Below are 16,074 nucleotides of genomic sequence, written 5' to 3' on the forward strand. Positions count from 1 at the left end.
TTTTCAACCTGTTAATCAAAGAACAGAATGCAGAACTCTAAATCATTGAGTGAGTTATTATCATGAACTACATGCTGGTGGCGGGATATTGTCTGACGGTCGTGGCCCTGATTGCAACCCCGGGGCCGGTGGTACTGCTGGTGACCGGGACCGCGGCGCGGGAGGGTTATGCCCGGGCGGTACGGACGATGATCGGCGGCAATCTGGCCTCGCTGCTGCTGATTGCCGTCGCCGCGGCAACGCTGACCGGCGCGCTGCGCCTCGACCCGCAGGCGCTGACGCTGGTGGCGTTCGGCGGATCGCTGTACGTTGCCTTTCTGGCGGTAGGAATGCTGCGCGAAACCTCAGCGGCTCGCCCGGCGGCCCGGCGCGGCGGGCTGACGGCGGGATTTATCACCGCCCTGGGTAATCCCAAAGATATTCTGTTTTTTGTCGCGTTTTTTCCGCAGTTTATCCATATCACCGCCGATAGCGGCACGAGCCTTGGGATCCTGACCGCGCTGTGGGTGGTTATCGACCTCAGCGTACTCTCATTTTATATTCTCGCCATTCATCGCTGGCTGACGCCGGCGCACACCCGGCTGTTAACGAAGATTTCGGCCGCTTTCCTGCTGGTCCTCGCCCTCTACGGCCTTGGCTACAATCTCTGGCAATTAATCGGTAGTCGGGCCTAGGTCCGCGTAAAGAGGCTATGGTTGAAGGGGGCTACCGGTGAGGAGAGTGAACGATGATCGAGAATGACGCGCTGCGCGCGGCGGCAAACGGTGAAAGAGACGATATTGCGCCCGCGCTTTTCGCCGCCGAGCTTCTGGCTGCCCGGGAGAGAATTACGCAGCTGGAGCGGCAGCTGGCAACGCCGGTGAGGCTGCCGGTGTGCTGTGCGAGTCCGGTCTGTGAGATTGAAGCGGGCTATGCGGCAGGGGTCAGCGATTGTCGAAATGCGATACGTCAGGCGGGTTATCCGATCGAAGGGGATGATTAAGCGCTGCCGCGCTAGTAGAGAAAAAAGCGGGTCGCAACCAGCGCACAGATAATCAGCAGGATCAGAATGAGCTCGAAACGGTAGCGCCGCAGCATAGTATCCTCCAGAAAAAAACGGCGCTGAAGCAGCGCCGATTTATTACGATACCAGACTAACCGGATGAATTATGCAGCCGGCTGTGCAGCAGGTTTAGCCGCAGCGTGGTGTTTAGCTTTGTGGTGTTTTTTAGCAGCCTGAGCTTTCTGAGCTACGGCAGGTTTAGCAGCGGCTTTGTGGTGTTTTTTAGCAGCCTGAGCTTTCTGGGCTACGGCAGGTTTAGCAGCGGCTTTGTGGTGCTTTTTAGCGGCCTGGGCTTTCTGAGCGGCAGCCGGTTTAGCTTCTGCTTTTTTGTGTTTTTTCGCAGCCTGAGCTTTCTGCTCTGCGGCCGGTTTAGCGGCGGCTTTATGGTGTTTTTTGTGATGAGTGGTCTTGGCAGTGGTGCTGTGAGTTGCAGCAGCCGGAGCCTGAGTGGTGCTTACCGCATCAGCAGCGAAAGCAGCAGAAGACAGACCCATAGCAGCGGCAACGACCAGAGCTAATACTTTTTTCATTCTGATATCCTCGAAAAGGTTTTTTTCATTCAACCCCACTGCGGGGCCGGTGAAAGAACTATATGCTTCTCTTTTCGAGCTTTCCGTGAGTGTTTGGTATCGGCGTGTAACCGAATGTACGACGCGGTTCATCATGCAGAAATAATGCGCCGGGACGTTGCCCGGCGCGAAGTTTTACAGATAGCGGGAGGTCAGATGCTGGCGGAAGTAGTCGCTGTTCAAATCTTCCCCGGTGGCGTTGTGAATCAGCTGGGAAGTGGTGAAGCGGCTGCCGTGCTGCCAGATGTTCTGCTGCAGCCAGTCGAACAGGCTGGAGAAGTCGCCGCTGGCAATCTGGCTCTCGAGCTGCGGCAAGGCGCGTCTGGCGGCCGCCATCAGCTGCGCCGCGTACATCGCCCCCAGGGTATAGGAAGGGAAGTAGCCAAAGCCGCCGTCGGTCCAGTGAATATCCTGCATACAGCCGTTGCGATAGTTACCGGTGGTGGAGAGTCCCAGCCAGCTCTGCATTTTTTCATCCCACAGCGCCGGGATATCGTCAACCTCAATGTCGCCATCGATCAGCGCCCGCTCAATCTCATAGCGCAGAATAACGTGCGCCGGATAGCTGACCTCATCGGCGTCCACGCGAATAAACCCGGGCTTAACGCGCTGATTCCAGGCAACGAAGTTCTCGCTGCTGAACGCCGGCTGCTCGCCGAAGCGCTGGCGCACGGCAGGCAGCAGGCGGTTTAAAAACGCGTCGCTGCGGCCCAGCTGCATTTCGAAAAACAGGCTTTGTGATTCATGGATCGCCGTCGAGCGGGCGAGGGCGACCGGCTGATCGATCCAGGTGCGCGGCAAATTCTGCTCATAGCGGGCGTGGCCCGTTTCGTGGATAACGCCAAACAGCGCGCTCAGCAGATCGTCTTCGTTGTAGCGGGTGGTGATACGCACGTCCTGCGGCACGCCGCCGCAGAACGGATGGGCGCTGATGTCCAGACGCCCGGCGTTGAAGTCAAAGCCCAGCACGCGCATCGCTTCCAGCCCCAGCTCGCGCTGTTCGGCGATAGGGAACGGGCCCTGCGGCGCGATGAGCGGATGCTGGGCCTGTTTCTCAACCACGTTCGCCAGCAGCGACGGCAGCCAGGATTTGAGGTCGGCAAACAGCACGTCCAGCCGGGCGCTGGTCATATCGGGTTCAAAAATATCCAGCAGGGCATCGTACGGCGAACAGCCCTTAGCTTCGGCACGCAGGGCCGCCTCCTGGCGGCTCAGCCTGACGACTTCGCGCAGGTTATCGGCGAAGCCTTCCCAGTCATTGGCCGGACGCTGGCTGCGCCAGGCGTGTTCGCAGCGGCTGCCGGCCAGCGATTTAGCCTCAACGAGGCTCTCCGGCAGCAGGGCCGCCTGGGCGTGCTGGCGGGTCATTTCGCGCAGGTTGGCCTGCTCAACGTCGTTAAGATCTTCCTGCAGGGCGTTCTGCAGCGCCTGAGCCACGCTCTTATCGGTCAGGATTTGGTGCTGCAGCACGCCCAGCTCCGCCAGCGCAGCGCCGCGCGCCGCGCTGCCGCCCGGCGGCATCATGGCGAACATATCCCACCCGGCGATGGCGCCCAGATGTGAAAAGCGCGACAGACGCTGAAAAGTATGGGTAAGCTGCTGATAGTTTTTGTTTTCTGCCATAGTAAATTCTGACCTGTTGCAAGTGAACGAGAGGCATAGCCTGTTGACCCCTACACTATCCTGATCCTCCGGGCGGGTCGAGCGACGCGAGTGAATTGCCTGCCGGGATTGGCGATGCGCTGAACTGCACAAATCTTCCAGACAGACGTAAAAGGATAGACAATGCTGATGGCGTGGGGGAGAGATTATGACAAACGACTGGCTTGAGCTGCGACAGCATGCAGATTCGGGAATTGAAACCATCAAGGCGCACTTCGAGGGGCATGCCTACGATCCGCACTGGCACGACAGCTATCTGGTGGGGATAACCCTGTCCGGGACCCAGCAGTTCTCCTGTCGCCGGGAGCGCCATCGTAGCCATCCCGGCGACGCCTTCCTGCTTGAGCCCGGCGAGATCCACGACGGCGACGCGCCGGTGGCGGGGGGCTTCACCTATCTGACCTTCTATCTCGACGAACGCTGGCTGGCGCACACCCTGCAGGGCCTCTACGAGTCGGTTCCCGACAGCTACTCGCTCCATTTTACCCGCACCCTGACCCGCGAGCCGCGGCTGGTTCGGGCTATCGGCGAGACGTTTTCAACGCTGCACGGCAATGAGATGCGCATCGTGCAGCAGAGCCGTATGGATGACCTGCTGGCCCAGCTCACCGCGCACTGCAGCTGGCGGAAGAAGCTGCCGTCGCATATTCGGAGCGCGGCGGTGGCGCACCGGGCGAGGGATTATCTGTATGCGCATATGGGCGACAATATCGGTCTTGCCGACCTGGCGGCGGTCACCGGGACCGATCGCTTCACGCTGACGCGCTGTTTTAAGCGCGAGTTTCACCTCGCGCCGCACGCGTGGCTTATCCAGCTGCGGCTGGCGAAAGCGCGACAGCTGCTGGCCTGCGGCGAGCTGCCGGTGGACGTCGCCGCCGCGACGGGGTTTGCCGATCAAAGCCATCTTGGCCGCTGGGTCCTGCGTTCGTATCGACTCACCCCGGCCCACTACCGGCGCCTGTGCACAAACCTTCCAGACGTTTCCTGAAAATAGCCGCACAGTGGTGGCTCCTGACAACAAGGAGTCACCTGTGGATCTGCTGCCCTATCTGCTTTTTGCCTTCGTCGCCTCCATTACCCCCGGGCCGACGAATATCCTGATCCTCACCAACAGCCAGCGCTATGGCGTACGTGCGACGCTCTCTGCGGTGGTGGGAGCCTGCGTCTCGGCCAGCGTCATCGTCCTGATCTCCGGCGCCGGGGAGCTTTTGCATCATCATCCGCTGGTCCGCCAGCTGATGAGCTGGACCGGCGCGCTGTGGCTCAGCTGGCTTAGCTGGCAGCTGTTCAACGCTCCGGCGCCGAATTTGCAAACGTCCACGGCTGCACGCTTTACCGCTCGCGCTGCCGCGCTGCTGCAGATAGTTAATCCGAAGACGTGGATGATGGCGCTCGCGGTGGTTGGCCTGTTTGCGCCCGCCGGCGAAGGGGCGATGTGGAGCATTGCGCGGATGGCGGCGTGGTTCTTAGTGATTTCGCTGCTGTGCCTCTGGCAGCCTGGGCGTGGCTGGGACAGATCGTCAACCGGGTCTTTCGCACCCCCGCGGCGCTGGTTCGCTTCCAGCGCGCGATGGCGCTGCTGCTGCTGATTTCCGCGTGGGCGGGAATGCTGTAGCAAGCCCGCGACGGCGGCGGTCATCATAATGTCATCATGATGTGGCCAGGATAGCAGATTCTTTCTCAGCCAGCGGCTAAACTCATAGGGAGCCAGGGCCGCTGATGCGGGGTTAATATGAATCCGTTCACCTTGCTGTTTATCGCACTCCTTTCAATCGACGCCGTCAGAGAGCTGCTGGGGGCCTCATCGATACTGGGTATGTGGTGAGCAGCGTGGCCGTGAAGGCCACGTGATTACTCGCTATTTCAGACGCCTGTGCAAACAGGCGCCGGTAACGAGTGCTGCCGTTAGCATCAGGGCAATAAAGCCGCCAACGCCATTCCAGCCGTAGTTATGCCAGAACACCCCGCCTAAGGTCCCGGCAATGCTGGAACCCAGATAGTAGCTAAACAGATACAGCGACGATGCCTGGCCGCGGGCGCGGCGGGCGCGCGGGCCAATCCAGCTGCTGGCGACCGAGTGCGCGGCAAAAAAACCGGCAGAAAAGAGCAGCATGCCGCTGAATATCAGCCACAGCGAGGGGAAAAGCGTCAGCAGCAGGCCGCCAAGCATCACCGCGATAGAGACCAGCATCACCGGGCCGCGTCCGTAGCGGGCGGTCATGGCCCCGGCCTTCGGCGAGCTCCAGGTTCCGGTCAGATAGGCGACAGAGAGCAGGCCGACCACCGCCTGGTTCAGCGACCACGGGGACATCATCAGACGATAGCCGATGTAGTTAAACAGCGTCACGAAAGCCCCCATCAGCAGGAACCCTTCGAGAAAGAGCAGCGGCAGGCCGCGATCGCGCCAGTGCAGGCGGAAGTTAATCAGCAGGGATTTTGGCCGCAGCGAGGTCGGGCGGAAATGGCGCGACTCGGGCAAAATTCGCCAGAACATAATGGCCGAGGCGAGGGCAAAGCAGCCGATCGCCGCCAGCGCCACGCGCCAGCCGAAGAAGTCGGTAAACACCCCGGTGAGCAGGCGTCCGCTCATGCCGCCGATCGAGTTGCCGCTGATGTACAGCCCCATCGAGAAGGCCACCACGCTGGGGTGGATCTCCTCGCTCAGGTAGGTCATGCCGACGGCGGCCACGCCGCTGAGCGACAGGCCGATCAGCGCGCGCATGATAAGGATCCCGTGCCAGGTGGTCATGACCGTTGACAGCAGGGCGCAGCAGGAGGCCAGCACCAGCGCGGTGACCATCACCTTTTTACGCCCGATGGCATCCGAGATGGGACCGGTAAACAGCAGCCCGACGGCGAGCATGGCGGTGGAAATCGACAGCGAAATACTGCTGCTGGCCGGTGAGATGCCGAACTCGCTCGACAGGACCGGTAGAATCGGCTGTACGCAGTAGAGCAGGGCAAAGGTGGCGAGACCGGCAGAGAACAGCGCCAGGGTGACGCGCATAAACTGAGGGGTACCGCGTTTGATAAACTGATTTGGCTGGGATACCACATTATTGTCGATGACTTCGCTTGCCGGCGCGATGTCAACGGTAGTTGTACGACTCACGGAAAATCCTTGCTGAGAAACTCGGGGTTAGGTGACCTCACAGATCACATTTTTAGAGTATGAAAATGTAAATATTCTGTCTAATATATTAATAATCTCAAATAAGACGTTTTAAATATGAATATCGAGCTGCGCCACCTGCGCTACTTTATTGCCGTCGCCGAAGAGCTCCATTTTGGCCACGCGGCGGCGCGGCTGAATATCTCCCAGCCGCCGCTGAGCCAGCAGATTCAGATCCTCGAGCAGCAGATCGGCGCCCGGCTGTTTGCCCGCACCAACCGCAGCGTCAGCCTGACGGCGGCGGGAAAGCAGTTTCTTGCCGATAGCCGCCAAATTCTCACCCAGGTTGAGGATGCCGCCGCCCGGGCGGGGCGCCTGCACCATGGCGAAACCGGCGAACTGCATATCGGCTTTACCTCTTCGGCGCCGTTTATTAAGGCCGTCTCCGATACCCTGTCGACCTTTCGCCGCCGCTATCCGGACGTGCATATCCAGACCCGGGAAACCAATACTCGGGAACAAATTGTGCCGCTTAACGAAGGGGCGTTAGACCTCGGGCTGATGCGCAACACCCGGCTGCCGGAAACGCTGGTGTGGCAGTGCATTCTGCGCGAACCGCTGCTGGCAATGGTGCCCAGCGATCATCCCCTGGCGCGCCAGGATGCGGTCAGCCTGGCGGAGCTGGCGCGTCAGCCGTTCGTCTTTTTTGACCCGCACGTGGGTACCGGGCTGTACGACGATATTCTCGGCCTGATGCGCCGCTACGGCCTCACGCCGACGATTGCTCAGGAGGTCGGCGAGGCGATGACGATTATCGGTCTGGTGTCGTCCGGGCTTGGCGTGTCCATTCTGCCAGCCTCGTTTAAGCGGGTTCAGCTCAATGAGATGCGCTGGCTGCCGATCGTCGAGCAGGACGCCGTTTCCGAAATGTGGCTGGTCTGGTCGAAGCACCGCGAGCAGGGGCAGGCGGCGCAGCGCTTCCGGGAGCAGCTTCTTCACGCCGCTTTGATGCACAATTAGGACAAAATTAGCTCAAAATTGTGCGGTAAATCACAAGGCTAAGCAAAAATTTGACGTGCACCGTCGAAGTGCTTCACCATAGCTGAAAGTTTATTTCGAAGCGCGAAAATAAAGGGAGTCAACGGTGGTAGCGGATAGTCAGCCTGGCCATATCGATCAAATAAAGCAGACCAATGCAGGAGCAGTGTATCGCCTGATCGATCAGCTTGGCCCGGTATCGCGCATCGACCTCTCCCGTTTTGCCCAGCTGGCGCCGGCCAGCATCACCAAAATTGTCCGCGAGATGCTGGAAGCGCATCTGGTGCAGGAGACGGAAATCCAGGATCCGGGCAGCCGCGGGCGTCCGGCGGTGGGCCTGATGGTGGAAACCGAGGCCTGGCACTATCTTTCCGTGCGCATCAGCCGGGGAGAGATTCACCTCGCGCTGCGCGACTTAAGCAGCAAGCTGGTGGTCGAAGAGCAGCTCGAGCTGGCGCTGCAGCATGAACAGCCTTTCCTGAGCCGGGTCGTTGAGCATATCGACCGCTTTTTTATTCGCCATCAAAAGAAGCTGGAACGCCTGACGGCAATCGCCGTGACCATGCCGGGAATTATCGATACCGAAAATGGCATCATCCATCGGATGCCGTTCTATGACGACGTGAAGGATCTGCCGCTCGGCGAAGTGCTGGCCAACCATACCGGAGTTTCGGTTTATATTCAGCACGATATCAGCGCCTGGACCATGGCGGAGTCGCTGTTTGGCGCCTCCAGGGGGGCGAGGGACGTGATTCAGGTGGTGATTGACCATAACGTCGGCGCCGGGGTGATTACCGACGGCCGCCTGCTGCACGCCGGGAGCAGCAGCCTGGTGGAGATCGGCCATACTCAGGTCGACCCTTACGGCAAGCGCTGCTACTGCGGCAACCACGGCTGTCTGGAAACCATTGCCAGCGTTGAGAGCGTGCTGGAACTCGCGCAGGTAAGGATGACCAAATCAATGAGCTCAATGCTGCACCAGCAGCCGCTGAGCGTGGAGTGGCTCTGTCAGGCGGCGCTGCAGGGTGATTTGCTGGCTCGCGATATTATCAGCGGCGTCGGCCAGCACGTTGGGCGAATTCTGGCAATCATGGTTAACCTCTTCAATCCGCAAAAAATTCTTATCGGCTCTCCGTTTAGCCTCGCGGCGGATATCCTGTTTCCGGCTATTTCTGACTGCATTCGTCAACAGTCGCTGCCGGCCTATAGCCGACACATTACCGTCGAAAGCACCCAGTTCTCCAACCGCGGAACCATGGCCGGTGCCGCGCTGGTCAAAGATGCCCTCTATAACGGATCGCTGCTGATACGACTGTTACAGGGTTAACATTTTTTCATAGTCACACTAAAAATTGCGCTATCTCAAGCTGGCATTCGCCGGCTTCGCGTAGACTTTTCCCACAGTTTTCTATCCATTTTCTGTATATATCCGCACGATTCGCGCAGCCGGAAGGCCGCTACGCAGGGAATCCCGACGCCTTACTTCGCTAAGCGTTCAGGGTGAGCGAGGAGCGCTAACCGCTATGCCGCCTGAAGCATGACGGGTATATATTTCATCAACATAACTGTGGGGTTAGTGATGTTTAAGCGTTTCTTTATAACAGGTACTGACACCGCCGTCGGGAAGACGGTGGTTTCGCGTGCGCTGCTGCAGGCACTGGCCGCTGAGGGCAAAAGCGTCGCCGGATACAAGCCTGTGGCGAAGGGCAGCAAAGAGACGCCGGACGGGTTGCGTAACAAAGACGCGCTGATTTTACAAAGCGTGTCGACGCTGGCGTTACCCTATGATGCTGTCAATCCCATAGCGTTAAGCGAAGATGAAAGCAGCGTGGCGCACAGCGGCCCCATCAACTACGGGCTGCTGACGGACGGACTGCAGCGCCTGAGCGGCCAGGTCGACCACGTGGTGGTTGAGGGAACCGGCGGCTGGCGTAGCCTGATGAACGATCTGCGTCCGCTTTCCGAATGGGTGGTGCAGGAGCAGCTGCCGGTGCTGATGGTGGTGGGCATTCAGGAGGGCTGTATCAACCACGCCCTGCTGACCGCGCAGGCCATCGCCAATGACGGCCTGCCGCTTATCGGCTGGGTCGCCAACCGCATTAACCCGGGGCTGGCGCACTACGCTGAAATCATCGACGTCCTAAGCAAAAAGCTGCCGGGTCCGCTGATCGGCGAACTGCCCTATCTGCCGCGCGCCGAACAGCGCGAGCTGAGCCAGTATATTGACCTGGCGCGGCTAGGTGAGGTGATGGCGGTAGATCGAGTCCTGGCGTAGCGTTCGGGATAGCACCGATGCCAGCACGCTGGCAATCAGTAAGCCGGGCAGTAGCGCATATTGCCCGGTCATTTCACAAATCATCAGGGTCGACATAATTGGCGCGTGCGTTGTTGCCGCCAGCAACGTCGCCATTCCGGCCAGACCCAGCATAATCGCCACCTCCGAACCGTGCAGCCACAGGCCGGTGAAGCTGGCGAACAGCATGCCCATTGCCAGCCCGACAAACAGCGTCGGCGTAAACACGCCGCCGGGCGCGCCTGAGCCGCTGCTGGCCAGTACCGCAAGCAGTTTACAGGCGAATACCACGGCGATTGCCCCCAGCAGCGGCGGCGACTGGAGATAGCTCTGCACCGTGCTGTAACCATTGCCCCACACCGCTGGCGTCAGCAGCGACAGCAGGCCGACGATGACGCCGCCGAGCGCCAGCTGCCAGGGCGGCGAGAGGCGCAGGCGCAGAAAGCCGCGGTGGCTCCAGCCCATCAGCCAGACGAAGAGCGGCCCGCAGAGCCCGGCCAGCAGTCCGGTCGCCAGCATCAGCCCGTAGTGAACGGCGGTGAGGGTAAGGCTGAGCGTCACCTGGTAGAGGGGCTGCTGGCTGCCGTTGAGCAGATGGCTGACCAGCAGCGCAACAACCGCTGAAATAACCACCGGGCCGAGCGAGGCCAGCATCAGCGTACCGAACAGAATCTCGGCAATGAACAGGCTTCCGGCGAGGGGAGCGTGATAGGCGCTGGCCATCCCGGCGGCGGCGCCGCAGGCAACCCATAATTTCCACTCCTCCTTTGGCGTAAAGCGCCGGGCGAACTGCGAGGCCGCCAGCGCCGCCAGCAGGATCATCGCCCCCTCGCGGCCAATGGCGCTGCCGGTGGTCACCACCAGCAGAGAGGCGCAGGATTTTATCAGGCTGGCCGGCGTATCGAAGCGGCCGTCGCCGGTTTCCAGCGCCTCCATATAATCGGTCGGCGCATGCGGACGCTGGCGGGTGCGGCGCTGCCAGAGCCAGAGCAGGGTGCCGGCGGCAAATCCGCCGGCCGCCGGCGTCAGCAGCCGTCGCCACCACGGCAGCGATTCGGCGGCGTTGACCAGGCTTCCGCTCCGGTTGCTGAGGAGCAGCGCCTCCAGCAGCCCCATTGCGGCATGAAAGAGCGCTACGGCGAGCGCCGCCAGAATACCGATCAGCGTGGCGACCAGCAGGCGGCGAAACATGACCTGAATATCAGGATAAGCAGGCAAACGATGCATCGGACATTACGCGTTGCGGGAATGGGTGCCTTATTGTGCAGGGGAATAACGTTATAAGCAAAAGCGATAAGTGCCTCCTTTGCCGCCGCGCAGCGGCGCAAAAGGAGGAACGGAAGACATTTTATGTGACGTTGTCACTCATCGGCTGGCCATCCCGAGTCCCTCGATATGGCGGTGAGGCTAGCGATAGAGCGGCTTTTCGGCGACGGCAAGAGTCAGCGCGTGTTGCCACTCCGCCAGCGTGGCCTGGCTTAGCTGACCCAGGGCCTGGTAGAACGGATGCCCGGCTTCGCTAACGAAAACCGCCAGGAAGCGGCCCGACCAGGGGAGCAGATGCCGGGCCAGCAGCTGCGAAAAGGCCTCATCCTGCCCGGACTCGCATAGCCAGGCGGCCAGCAGCAGCAGGGTGCCAAAGCTATCTTCCGGCTCGTTGTTCTGCGCGGCGCGGGCGATGCCGTTCTGCCGCATCCACTCCCTGAGTTCCAGCGTCGAATCGCCGAACAGGACGTTCTCTTTATCCAGCCAGACGGAGCCCCACGGCGGCGCCGGCAGGGCCCAGGGGCCGATAAACAGGCGCTGCCACGCCTCGGCCAGCGGCTCGTCGTTGTGCTCGGCGAAGCGGGCAACCACCTCGGCGGGCACCGCAAAGGGCCACTGGGCCTGCCAGCTTCCATCGCGAAGGGCGCTGACCAGCGGGGCGGCCTGCTCGCTTTGTGGGGCAAACGAAAATAGCGCGCCGAGGGTGCGGGCGCTCAGCGCGACGGCGTCGCGGAATGGGGGTTGCATCATGCTTATATTCCTTACTGCGGCGCGGCTGTCCGCGCGCGAAAAATTAACCGGCAACTGCCGTGCCGACGGTCATATGCAGGCCATAAAACAGGCCGCGGCCAATCAGTTCTCCGGCCAGTACCAGCAGCAGCCCGAGGCATAACCCGCCGGTACGCGGGCGGATGCCGCGAATAAGCGGGCACAGCCAGCAGCCGAGACCAAGGGCCAGCAGCGCGATGCGCCAGGTTTGCCAGAACCCGTATCCCGGAACCAACGCGCCGGCGCGCTGCACCGAGCTGTGAATATCGCCGAGGCCAAAACCCTGCAGCACGACGATGGCAATGCTGGCCAGCAGCGCCAGAACGCTCAGCGAGGCGAAGACGCTGCCGTTAAACGACACGTTGGCGGCGCGCAGCAGCAGTGCGGCAAACAGCGGCCCGCTCAGCAGCATGGTCAGAAAAAAGGCGCCGGTGGTATAGCCATTATACCATGTCGGGACGGTATCAATCTGGTAAACCCGGGTCATCGCAAAGACAAAAACGCCCCTCAGCAGCATGCTCGCGGCCAGCCACGGCGCGCTCAGCGCGGCGGGCATTTTGCTGGTGACTGCCAGCAGCCACCACAGGCCGCCGACGGCAAAGAAGATGATGCCGCTGGCGATTTCGTTACTCAGCGCCGACTCGCCGAGGCGATTGAGCGAATTGAACGCCCGCAGCGGTGAACCGAGGTGCAGCGTGGAGGCGAGAAAGCCGACCCCCAGCATCAGCCAGATAGCGATCATGCTGCGCACCAGACGCTGCCGGGCCTCGGAGTTATTTTTCAGCGACAGCCAGCCCAGGCCGCTAACGATGAGCGCTCCCGCCGCGCACTGGCCCAGCACCGTAAACAGCACCAGCGGCCATTCATGCCATCCGTTTCCCATGCTCGTTCTCCTTAGGCTTTGGCAATTTCAACCAGGTTGGTGTGCTGAGGATTGCCTTTCGCCAGCGGCGACGGACGGTGGGTGGTCAGCGTATTAATGCAGGCGCCGCGGTCGACACGATCCCCGTCCATATTGGCGTCATGCCACGCACCCTGGCCCATCGCCGAGACGCCGGGCATAATGCGCGGCGTCACTTTTGCCGGAATGCGCAGCTCGCCGCGCTGGTTAAAGACGCGCACCATATCGCCGTTTTTAATCCCGCGCCGCTCGGCGTCCAGCGGGTTAATCCACACCTCCTGGCGGCAGGCGGCCTGCAGAATATCGACGTTACCGTAGCTCGAGTGGGTACGCGCTTTATAGTGGAAGCCAAAAAGCTGCAGCGGAAACTGGCTGCGCAGCGGGTCGTCCCAGCCTTCGAAGGTGGAGGCGTACACCGGCAGTGGGCTGATGGTGTCATCCGGCGCCAGCTGCCAGCTGGCGGCGATATCGGCCAGCCGGCTGGAGTAGATTTCAATTTTACCGGAGGGCGTTTTGAGCGGATTGGCGAGCGGGTCGCGGCGGAAGTCGCGATAGGCGACAAAATGGCCCGCGGGATCCTTACGCTTATAGATCCCCATTGCTTTGAGTTCGTCGTAGCCGGGCAGCGCGGGGTCTTTCGCCAGCATCAGGGCGTAAAGATGCTGCAGCCACTGCTCCTGAGTGCGCCCTTCGGTAAACTTTTGCAGGACCTCAGCGCCGAGGCGCTTTGCCACTTCGCTGAGGATCCAGTAGATCGGTTTGCGCTCAAACTTCGGCGAGGTGGCGGGCTGAATAAAGATCAGGTAGCCCATATTGCCGGCGGAGTCGTTGGGGATAATATCCTCCTGCTCGACGGTCATCAGGTCCGGAAGCAGGATGTCGGCATATTTAGCCGATGAGGTCATAAAGTTATCGATCACCACGATGGTTTCGCACCTGCTGTCGTCCTGCAGGATTTCGTGGGTCCGGTTGATGTCAGAATGCTGATTGATAATGGTATTCCCGGCGTAGTTCCACAGGAACTCACGGGCAGTAGACCTAGTGAGGCACCGATAGTTAAGCACGCACAGCGGCTGGTGGTCAATCTGTTTGTGTCACCGCTTGGGTCACCGCTTGGGTCAGTATCATCATCATCAGTATCACCACAATTATCCCCAAAGAGCTTTACGCGTGGGCGCCCTGAGAGTAGTCTCGCTGTGCTATCGAGATAGCTGTGACTGCAAGGAGCGGTAACGGGGGAATTACTCACAAGGGAACTATTACATATCCCCTCAGATTTTTGTGGTGATTTCTTAAAACTCCTCCACTACGTAATACACCAGAAGGAGGACCAGATAGAGCATCATCAGGTTTGACATAGCGCCCTCCTTGATTTTAGTTTGTATGTTATATCATAACATTTAATAAACCCTCAGAGTTTCCTCCAAGGGTTCACAGGGTTAGTCCTCAAATTTCAGGACGTGGACCAGCGGATAACTTGCAGCCGCCTCAGTGTCGAACGCTCCGGCCTTAACCTTAACGGTGCCCGTTGCCATGACATCTAGTGCGCCCACCAGTTCGACGTCATAGCCTGCACGGTTAGCGTCACGAGTAACCAACACGTTAACGAGGTCGCCACTGCGGGTTGAGCGGAAAGATAACATAGCGTACTTCTTAGGTAGAATGATAACGCCACGATCATCACCACTGTAAGGCGCAACGGCAGTGCCTACCAGTTCGCTAATCTCGGTCATACCCGCTTTCTGGGCTGCACGATTGAGGATAGCTTCATACTTCTCTGGGACCAGTAGAGTGTGATCGATCAGTGAGGAGCCAAGGTAGAACGGCAGGTTCACAGCTACAGCATCCAGAATGTCATCGGCTTGTGCTGACGCTTTGCCAGACAATGCGCCGACTTTGGTTAACTGAAGGTCTGGAGCATCTAGCAGCACATCGACAACTTTAGAGGTCATGTTGCGCAGATACTGGTCAACCATATCGGTAGCCGTAGCCATCAGGCCAGCGCCAGTCCAGCCGCCCATCATCGCAAAGTCGGACACATGGGTAATCGCTGAGCACAGAATACCAGTTTCTTTAGCGTCCTTATCGGCAATCACAGGGTTAACCATCAAGGTCTGACCGCCTTTCACCTTAGTGGTCGGGGCGTTATTCGCTGGGTTATACACGCCGTTAGACAGGAAGCGGACGGTGCGATCAGTCAGGGTCTCGCGGTTAATCGGAGTCGGCAGAGTGGCAAATGGGCGCTGCTCACAGGGGAATACTTCGGTATTCAACCCATCGATAAAATCACCATCATTAAGCGTCTCATCAAGCGCAGACTCAAGGGCCTGAACGTAATCAGTCACGTCATTACCGAATGCCTGCGGGCGGCCTGAGCGGTCAGTAAAGCCAACGTTCATAGTCTCGCCTGTACCGTCAGCCTGAGAGATAATCTCGGTGCGCGTGGTGTCAGTACCAAAGACGCTATGCGGAATCTTGTTACCTTCTTTATCCAGCAGGTGGGTGCGGAGTGCGTCGGTGTGTTTAATCTTTGAATTGTTCGAGTCGATACGTTTTACTTCTGGCATGGGATGCCTCCTTGTATTTAATTTGAATGAGATTGATATTGGTTTGGCACCATGAGTTCTGACCCGCAGTGCCATTAGTCCGTTGAACTTACAGACCGAATGCAGCGCCTTTGCGGCTGAATCGGCGCTCAAGGTCTGCTTTACGTTCCTTACGCTCGGCGGCCTCTTTAGCGATTTCTTCAGGGGTTGCGTACATAGCGGCGATGCGCTGGCGGTCTTTCTCGTTCTCAATGCGCTGACGCTCGGCTTCCCGGCGTGCCTCTGCGTTGCTCTCAGCCCACGCTCGGGAATATGCCCCGTAGTCATTAGCGTTAAGACCCGCTGCGTGCAGGGAAGTCAGGATGGCGTGTGCTCCTGTGCTCAGGGCCGGTAGACCATTCAGCATTGCGGTCACTACAATCTCAGTGAAATACTTGGTGGACATCTCTTGGCCGAAGACCAGCACGGTCTCTTTGTCGGCACTCAGGTTGATGTCGAGTTTACGGTATGAAATAGACATAATTTGATTCTCCTTATTTGGAATGATGATAAAAGTGTGGAACTTATCGGTCGGCCATAGGTATCCCTACGGCGTCTCCCCGCATCGGTCAGTTCCAAACAGGAGTGAACTTGGTGCTAGCAAGGCTAGTGGTGGTGATAATATGGTGCTAGCTGGTGGCTAGTGGCTTACTTGAAGTCCATTGGGGTCAATCCTTCGGCGGTCGCCATGAGACACAGCGCGCCCTTCGAGTAATACATATCGGGCCGGGTGTACTTCGGCTGGAGACACAGAGGACTGTGAGTGACCCAGAGTATGGTGATTGTTATGATTGATATCATCACCTCTTTAAGTTCACTTTAAGTAATAATTAGCGTT

General features: G+C 59.3%; 16 protein-coding genes and 2 pseudogenes. 8 read left to right on the top strand and 10 right to left on the bottom strand.

What is annotated here, in order from left to right; translation table 11 throughout:
- Nucleotides 1–62 precede the first annotated feature (62 nt).
- The gene (locus MMW58_RS13795) at nt 63–674 is read left to right on the top strand and encodes a LysE family translocator (RefSeq protein ID WP_241723609.1); all 612 of its coding nucleotides are present in this window, start codon (nt 63–65) and stop codon (nt 672–674) included.
- 53 nt (nt 675–727) lie between these two features.
- Nucleotides 728–982, top strand: a complete 255-nt coding sequence (locus MMW58_RS13800; protein ID WP_041145758.1) for a hypothetical protein — start codon at nt 728–730, stop codon at nt 980–982.
- Nucleotides 983–993: 11 nt separating this feature from the next.
- Here MMW58_RS13800 and ydgU read toward each other — a convergent pair whose 3' ends face one another.
- The 3 genes from ydgU to MMW58_RS13810 all read right to left on the bottom strand — a co-directional run bounded on the left by ydgU (nt 994) and on the right by MMW58_RS13810 (nt 3,234).
- Nucleotides 994–1,077 carry a small membrane protein YdgU gene (gene ydgU / locus MMW58_RS30445; protein ID WP_095103248.1) on the bottom strand — a complete coding sequence of 28 codons (84 nt, stop codon included), beginning with the start codon at nt 1,075–1,077 and terminating at the stop codon, nt 994–996.
- Nucleotides 1,078–1,146: 69 nt separating this feature from the next.
- Nucleotides 1,147–1,572 (bottom strand): acid resistance repetitive basic protein Asr, encoded by a 426-nt coding sequence (gene asr, locus MMW58_RS13805; protein ID WP_071844927.1) that lies wholly within the window; start codon nt 1,570–1,572, stop codon nt 1,147–1,149.
- Nucleotides 1,573–1,746: 174 nt separating this feature from the next.
- Nucleotides 1,747–3,234, bottom strand: coding sequence for a carboxypeptidase M32 (locus MMW58_RS13810; protein WP_133599627.1), 1,488 nt, complete (start codon nt 3,232–3,234; stop codon nt 1,747–1,749).
- Nucleotides 3,235–3,421: 187 nt separating this feature from the next.
- On the opposite strand from MMW58_RS13810, the gene MMW58_RS13815 reads away from it, so the two are divergent.
- The 3 genes and pseudogenes from MMW58_RS13815 to MMW58_RS13825 all read left to right on the top strand — a co-directional run bounded on the left by MMW58_RS13815 (nt 3,422) and on the right by MMW58_RS13825 (nt 5,098).
- Nucleotides 3,422–4,261, top strand: a complete 840-nt coding sequence (locus MMW58_RS13815) for an AraC family transcriptional regulator (protein WP_241723610.1) — start codon at nt 3,422–3,424, stop codon at nt 4,259–4,261.
- Between the two features lie 43 nt (nt 4,262–4,304).
- A pseudogene (locus MMW58_RS13820) lies at nt 4,305–4,888 on the top strand (LysE family translocator).
- Between the two features lie 117 nt (nt 4,889–5,005).
- The gene (locus MMW58_RS13825) at nt 5,006–5,098 is read left to right on the top strand and encodes a KPN_01571 family protein (protein WP_217698319.1); all 93 of its coding nucleotides are present in this window, start codon (nt 5,006–5,008) and stop codon (nt 5,096–5,098) included.
- Nucleotides 5,099–5,131: 33 nt separating this feature from the next.
- Here MMW58_RS13825 and MMW58_RS13830 read toward each other — a convergent pair whose 3' ends face one another.
- Nucleotides 5,132–6,385, bottom strand: a complete 1,254-nt coding sequence (locus MMW58_RS13830) for an MFS transporter (protein WP_045858404.1) — start codon at nt 6,383–6,385, stop codon at nt 5,132–5,134.
- Nucleotides 6,386–6,502: 117 nt separating this feature from the next.
- Between MMW58_RS13830 and MMW58_RS13835 the strand changes: the two genes are divergently transcribed.
- The 3 genes from MMW58_RS13835 to bioD all read left to right on the top strand — a co-directional run bounded on the left by MMW58_RS13835 (nt 6,503) and on the right by bioD (nt 9,698).
- Nucleotides 6,503–7,405 carry a LysR family transcriptional regulator gene (locus MMW58_RS13835; RefSeq protein WP_041145753.1) on the top strand — a complete coding sequence of 301 codons (903 nt, stop codon included), beginning with the start codon at nt 6,503–6,505 and terminating at the stop codon, nt 7,403–7,405.
- 124 nt (nt 7,406–7,529) lie between these two features.
- Entirely contained in the window at nt 7,530–8,750 is a 1,221-nt protein-coding gene (gene mlc, locus MMW58_RS13840) for a sugar metabolism global transcriptional regulator Mlc (protein ID WP_045858401.1), read from the top strand.
- 252 nt (nt 8,751–9,002) lie between these two features.
- Nucleotides 9,003–9,698 carry a dethiobiotin synthase gene (bioD, locus tag MMW58_RS13845; protein ID WP_076946855.1) on the top strand — a complete coding sequence of 232 codons (696 nt, stop codon included), beginning with the start codon at nt 9,003–9,005 and terminating at the stop codon, nt 9,696–9,698.
- On the opposite strand, the gene clcB is transcribed toward bioD, so the two are convergent.
- The 6 genes and pseudogenes from clcB to MMW58_RS13875 form a co-directional block, all read right to left on the bottom strand.
- A complete protein-coding gene (gene clcB, locus MMW58_RS13850; RefSeq protein WP_133599630.1) occupies nt 9,660–10,943 on the bottom strand; it encodes a voltage-gated ClC-type chloride channel ClcB in 1,284 nt (427 codons plus the stop codon). The genes bioD and clcB overlap by 39 nt on opposite strands.
- A 180-nt stretch (nt 10,944–11,123) precedes the next feature.
- Nucleotides 11,124–11,732 (bottom strand): Tat proofreading chaperone DmsD, encoded by a 609-nt coding sequence (dmsD, locus tag MMW58_RS13855; RefSeq protein ID WP_133599631.1) that lies wholly within the window; start codon nt 11,730–11,732, stop codon nt 11,124–11,126.
- A gap of 43 nt (nt 11,733–11,775) precedes the next feature.
- Nucleotides 11,776–12,633: a DmsC/YnfH family molybdoenzyme membrane anchor subunit gene (locus MMW58_RS13860; protein ID WP_241723611.1), complete on the bottom strand. Its 858-nt coding sequence runs from the start codon at nt 12,631–12,633 to the stop codon at nt 11,776–11,778.
- A gap of 11 nt (nt 12,634–12,644) precedes the next feature.
- A pseudogene (locus tag MMW58_RS13865) lies at nt 12,645–13,676 on the bottom strand (molybdopterin dinucleotide binding domain-containing protein); the annotation flags it as partial.
- 414 nt (nt 13,677–14,090) lie between these two features.
- Nucleotides 14,091–15,218 carry a hypothetical protein gene (locus tag MMW58_RS13870; protein WP_241723612.1) on the bottom strand — a complete coding sequence of 376 codons (1,128 nt, stop codon included), beginning with the start codon at nt 15,216–15,218 and terminating at the stop codon, nt 14,091–14,093.
- A gap of 88 nt (nt 15,219–15,306) precedes the next feature.
- Nucleotides 15,307–15,717: a DUF6971 family protein gene (locus MMW58_RS13875; RefSeq protein WP_117095513.1), complete on the bottom strand. Its 411-nt coding sequence runs from the start codon at nt 15,715–15,717 to the stop codon at nt 15,307–15,309.
- Nucleotides 15,718–16,074: the final 357 nt, after the last annotated feature.

The organism is Klebsiella sp. HC6, from assembly GCF_022605325.1.
Classification (GTDB): domain Bacteria; phylum Pseudomonadota; class Gammaproteobacteria; order Enterobacterales; family Enterobacteriaceae; genus Klebsiella; species Klebsiella terrigena.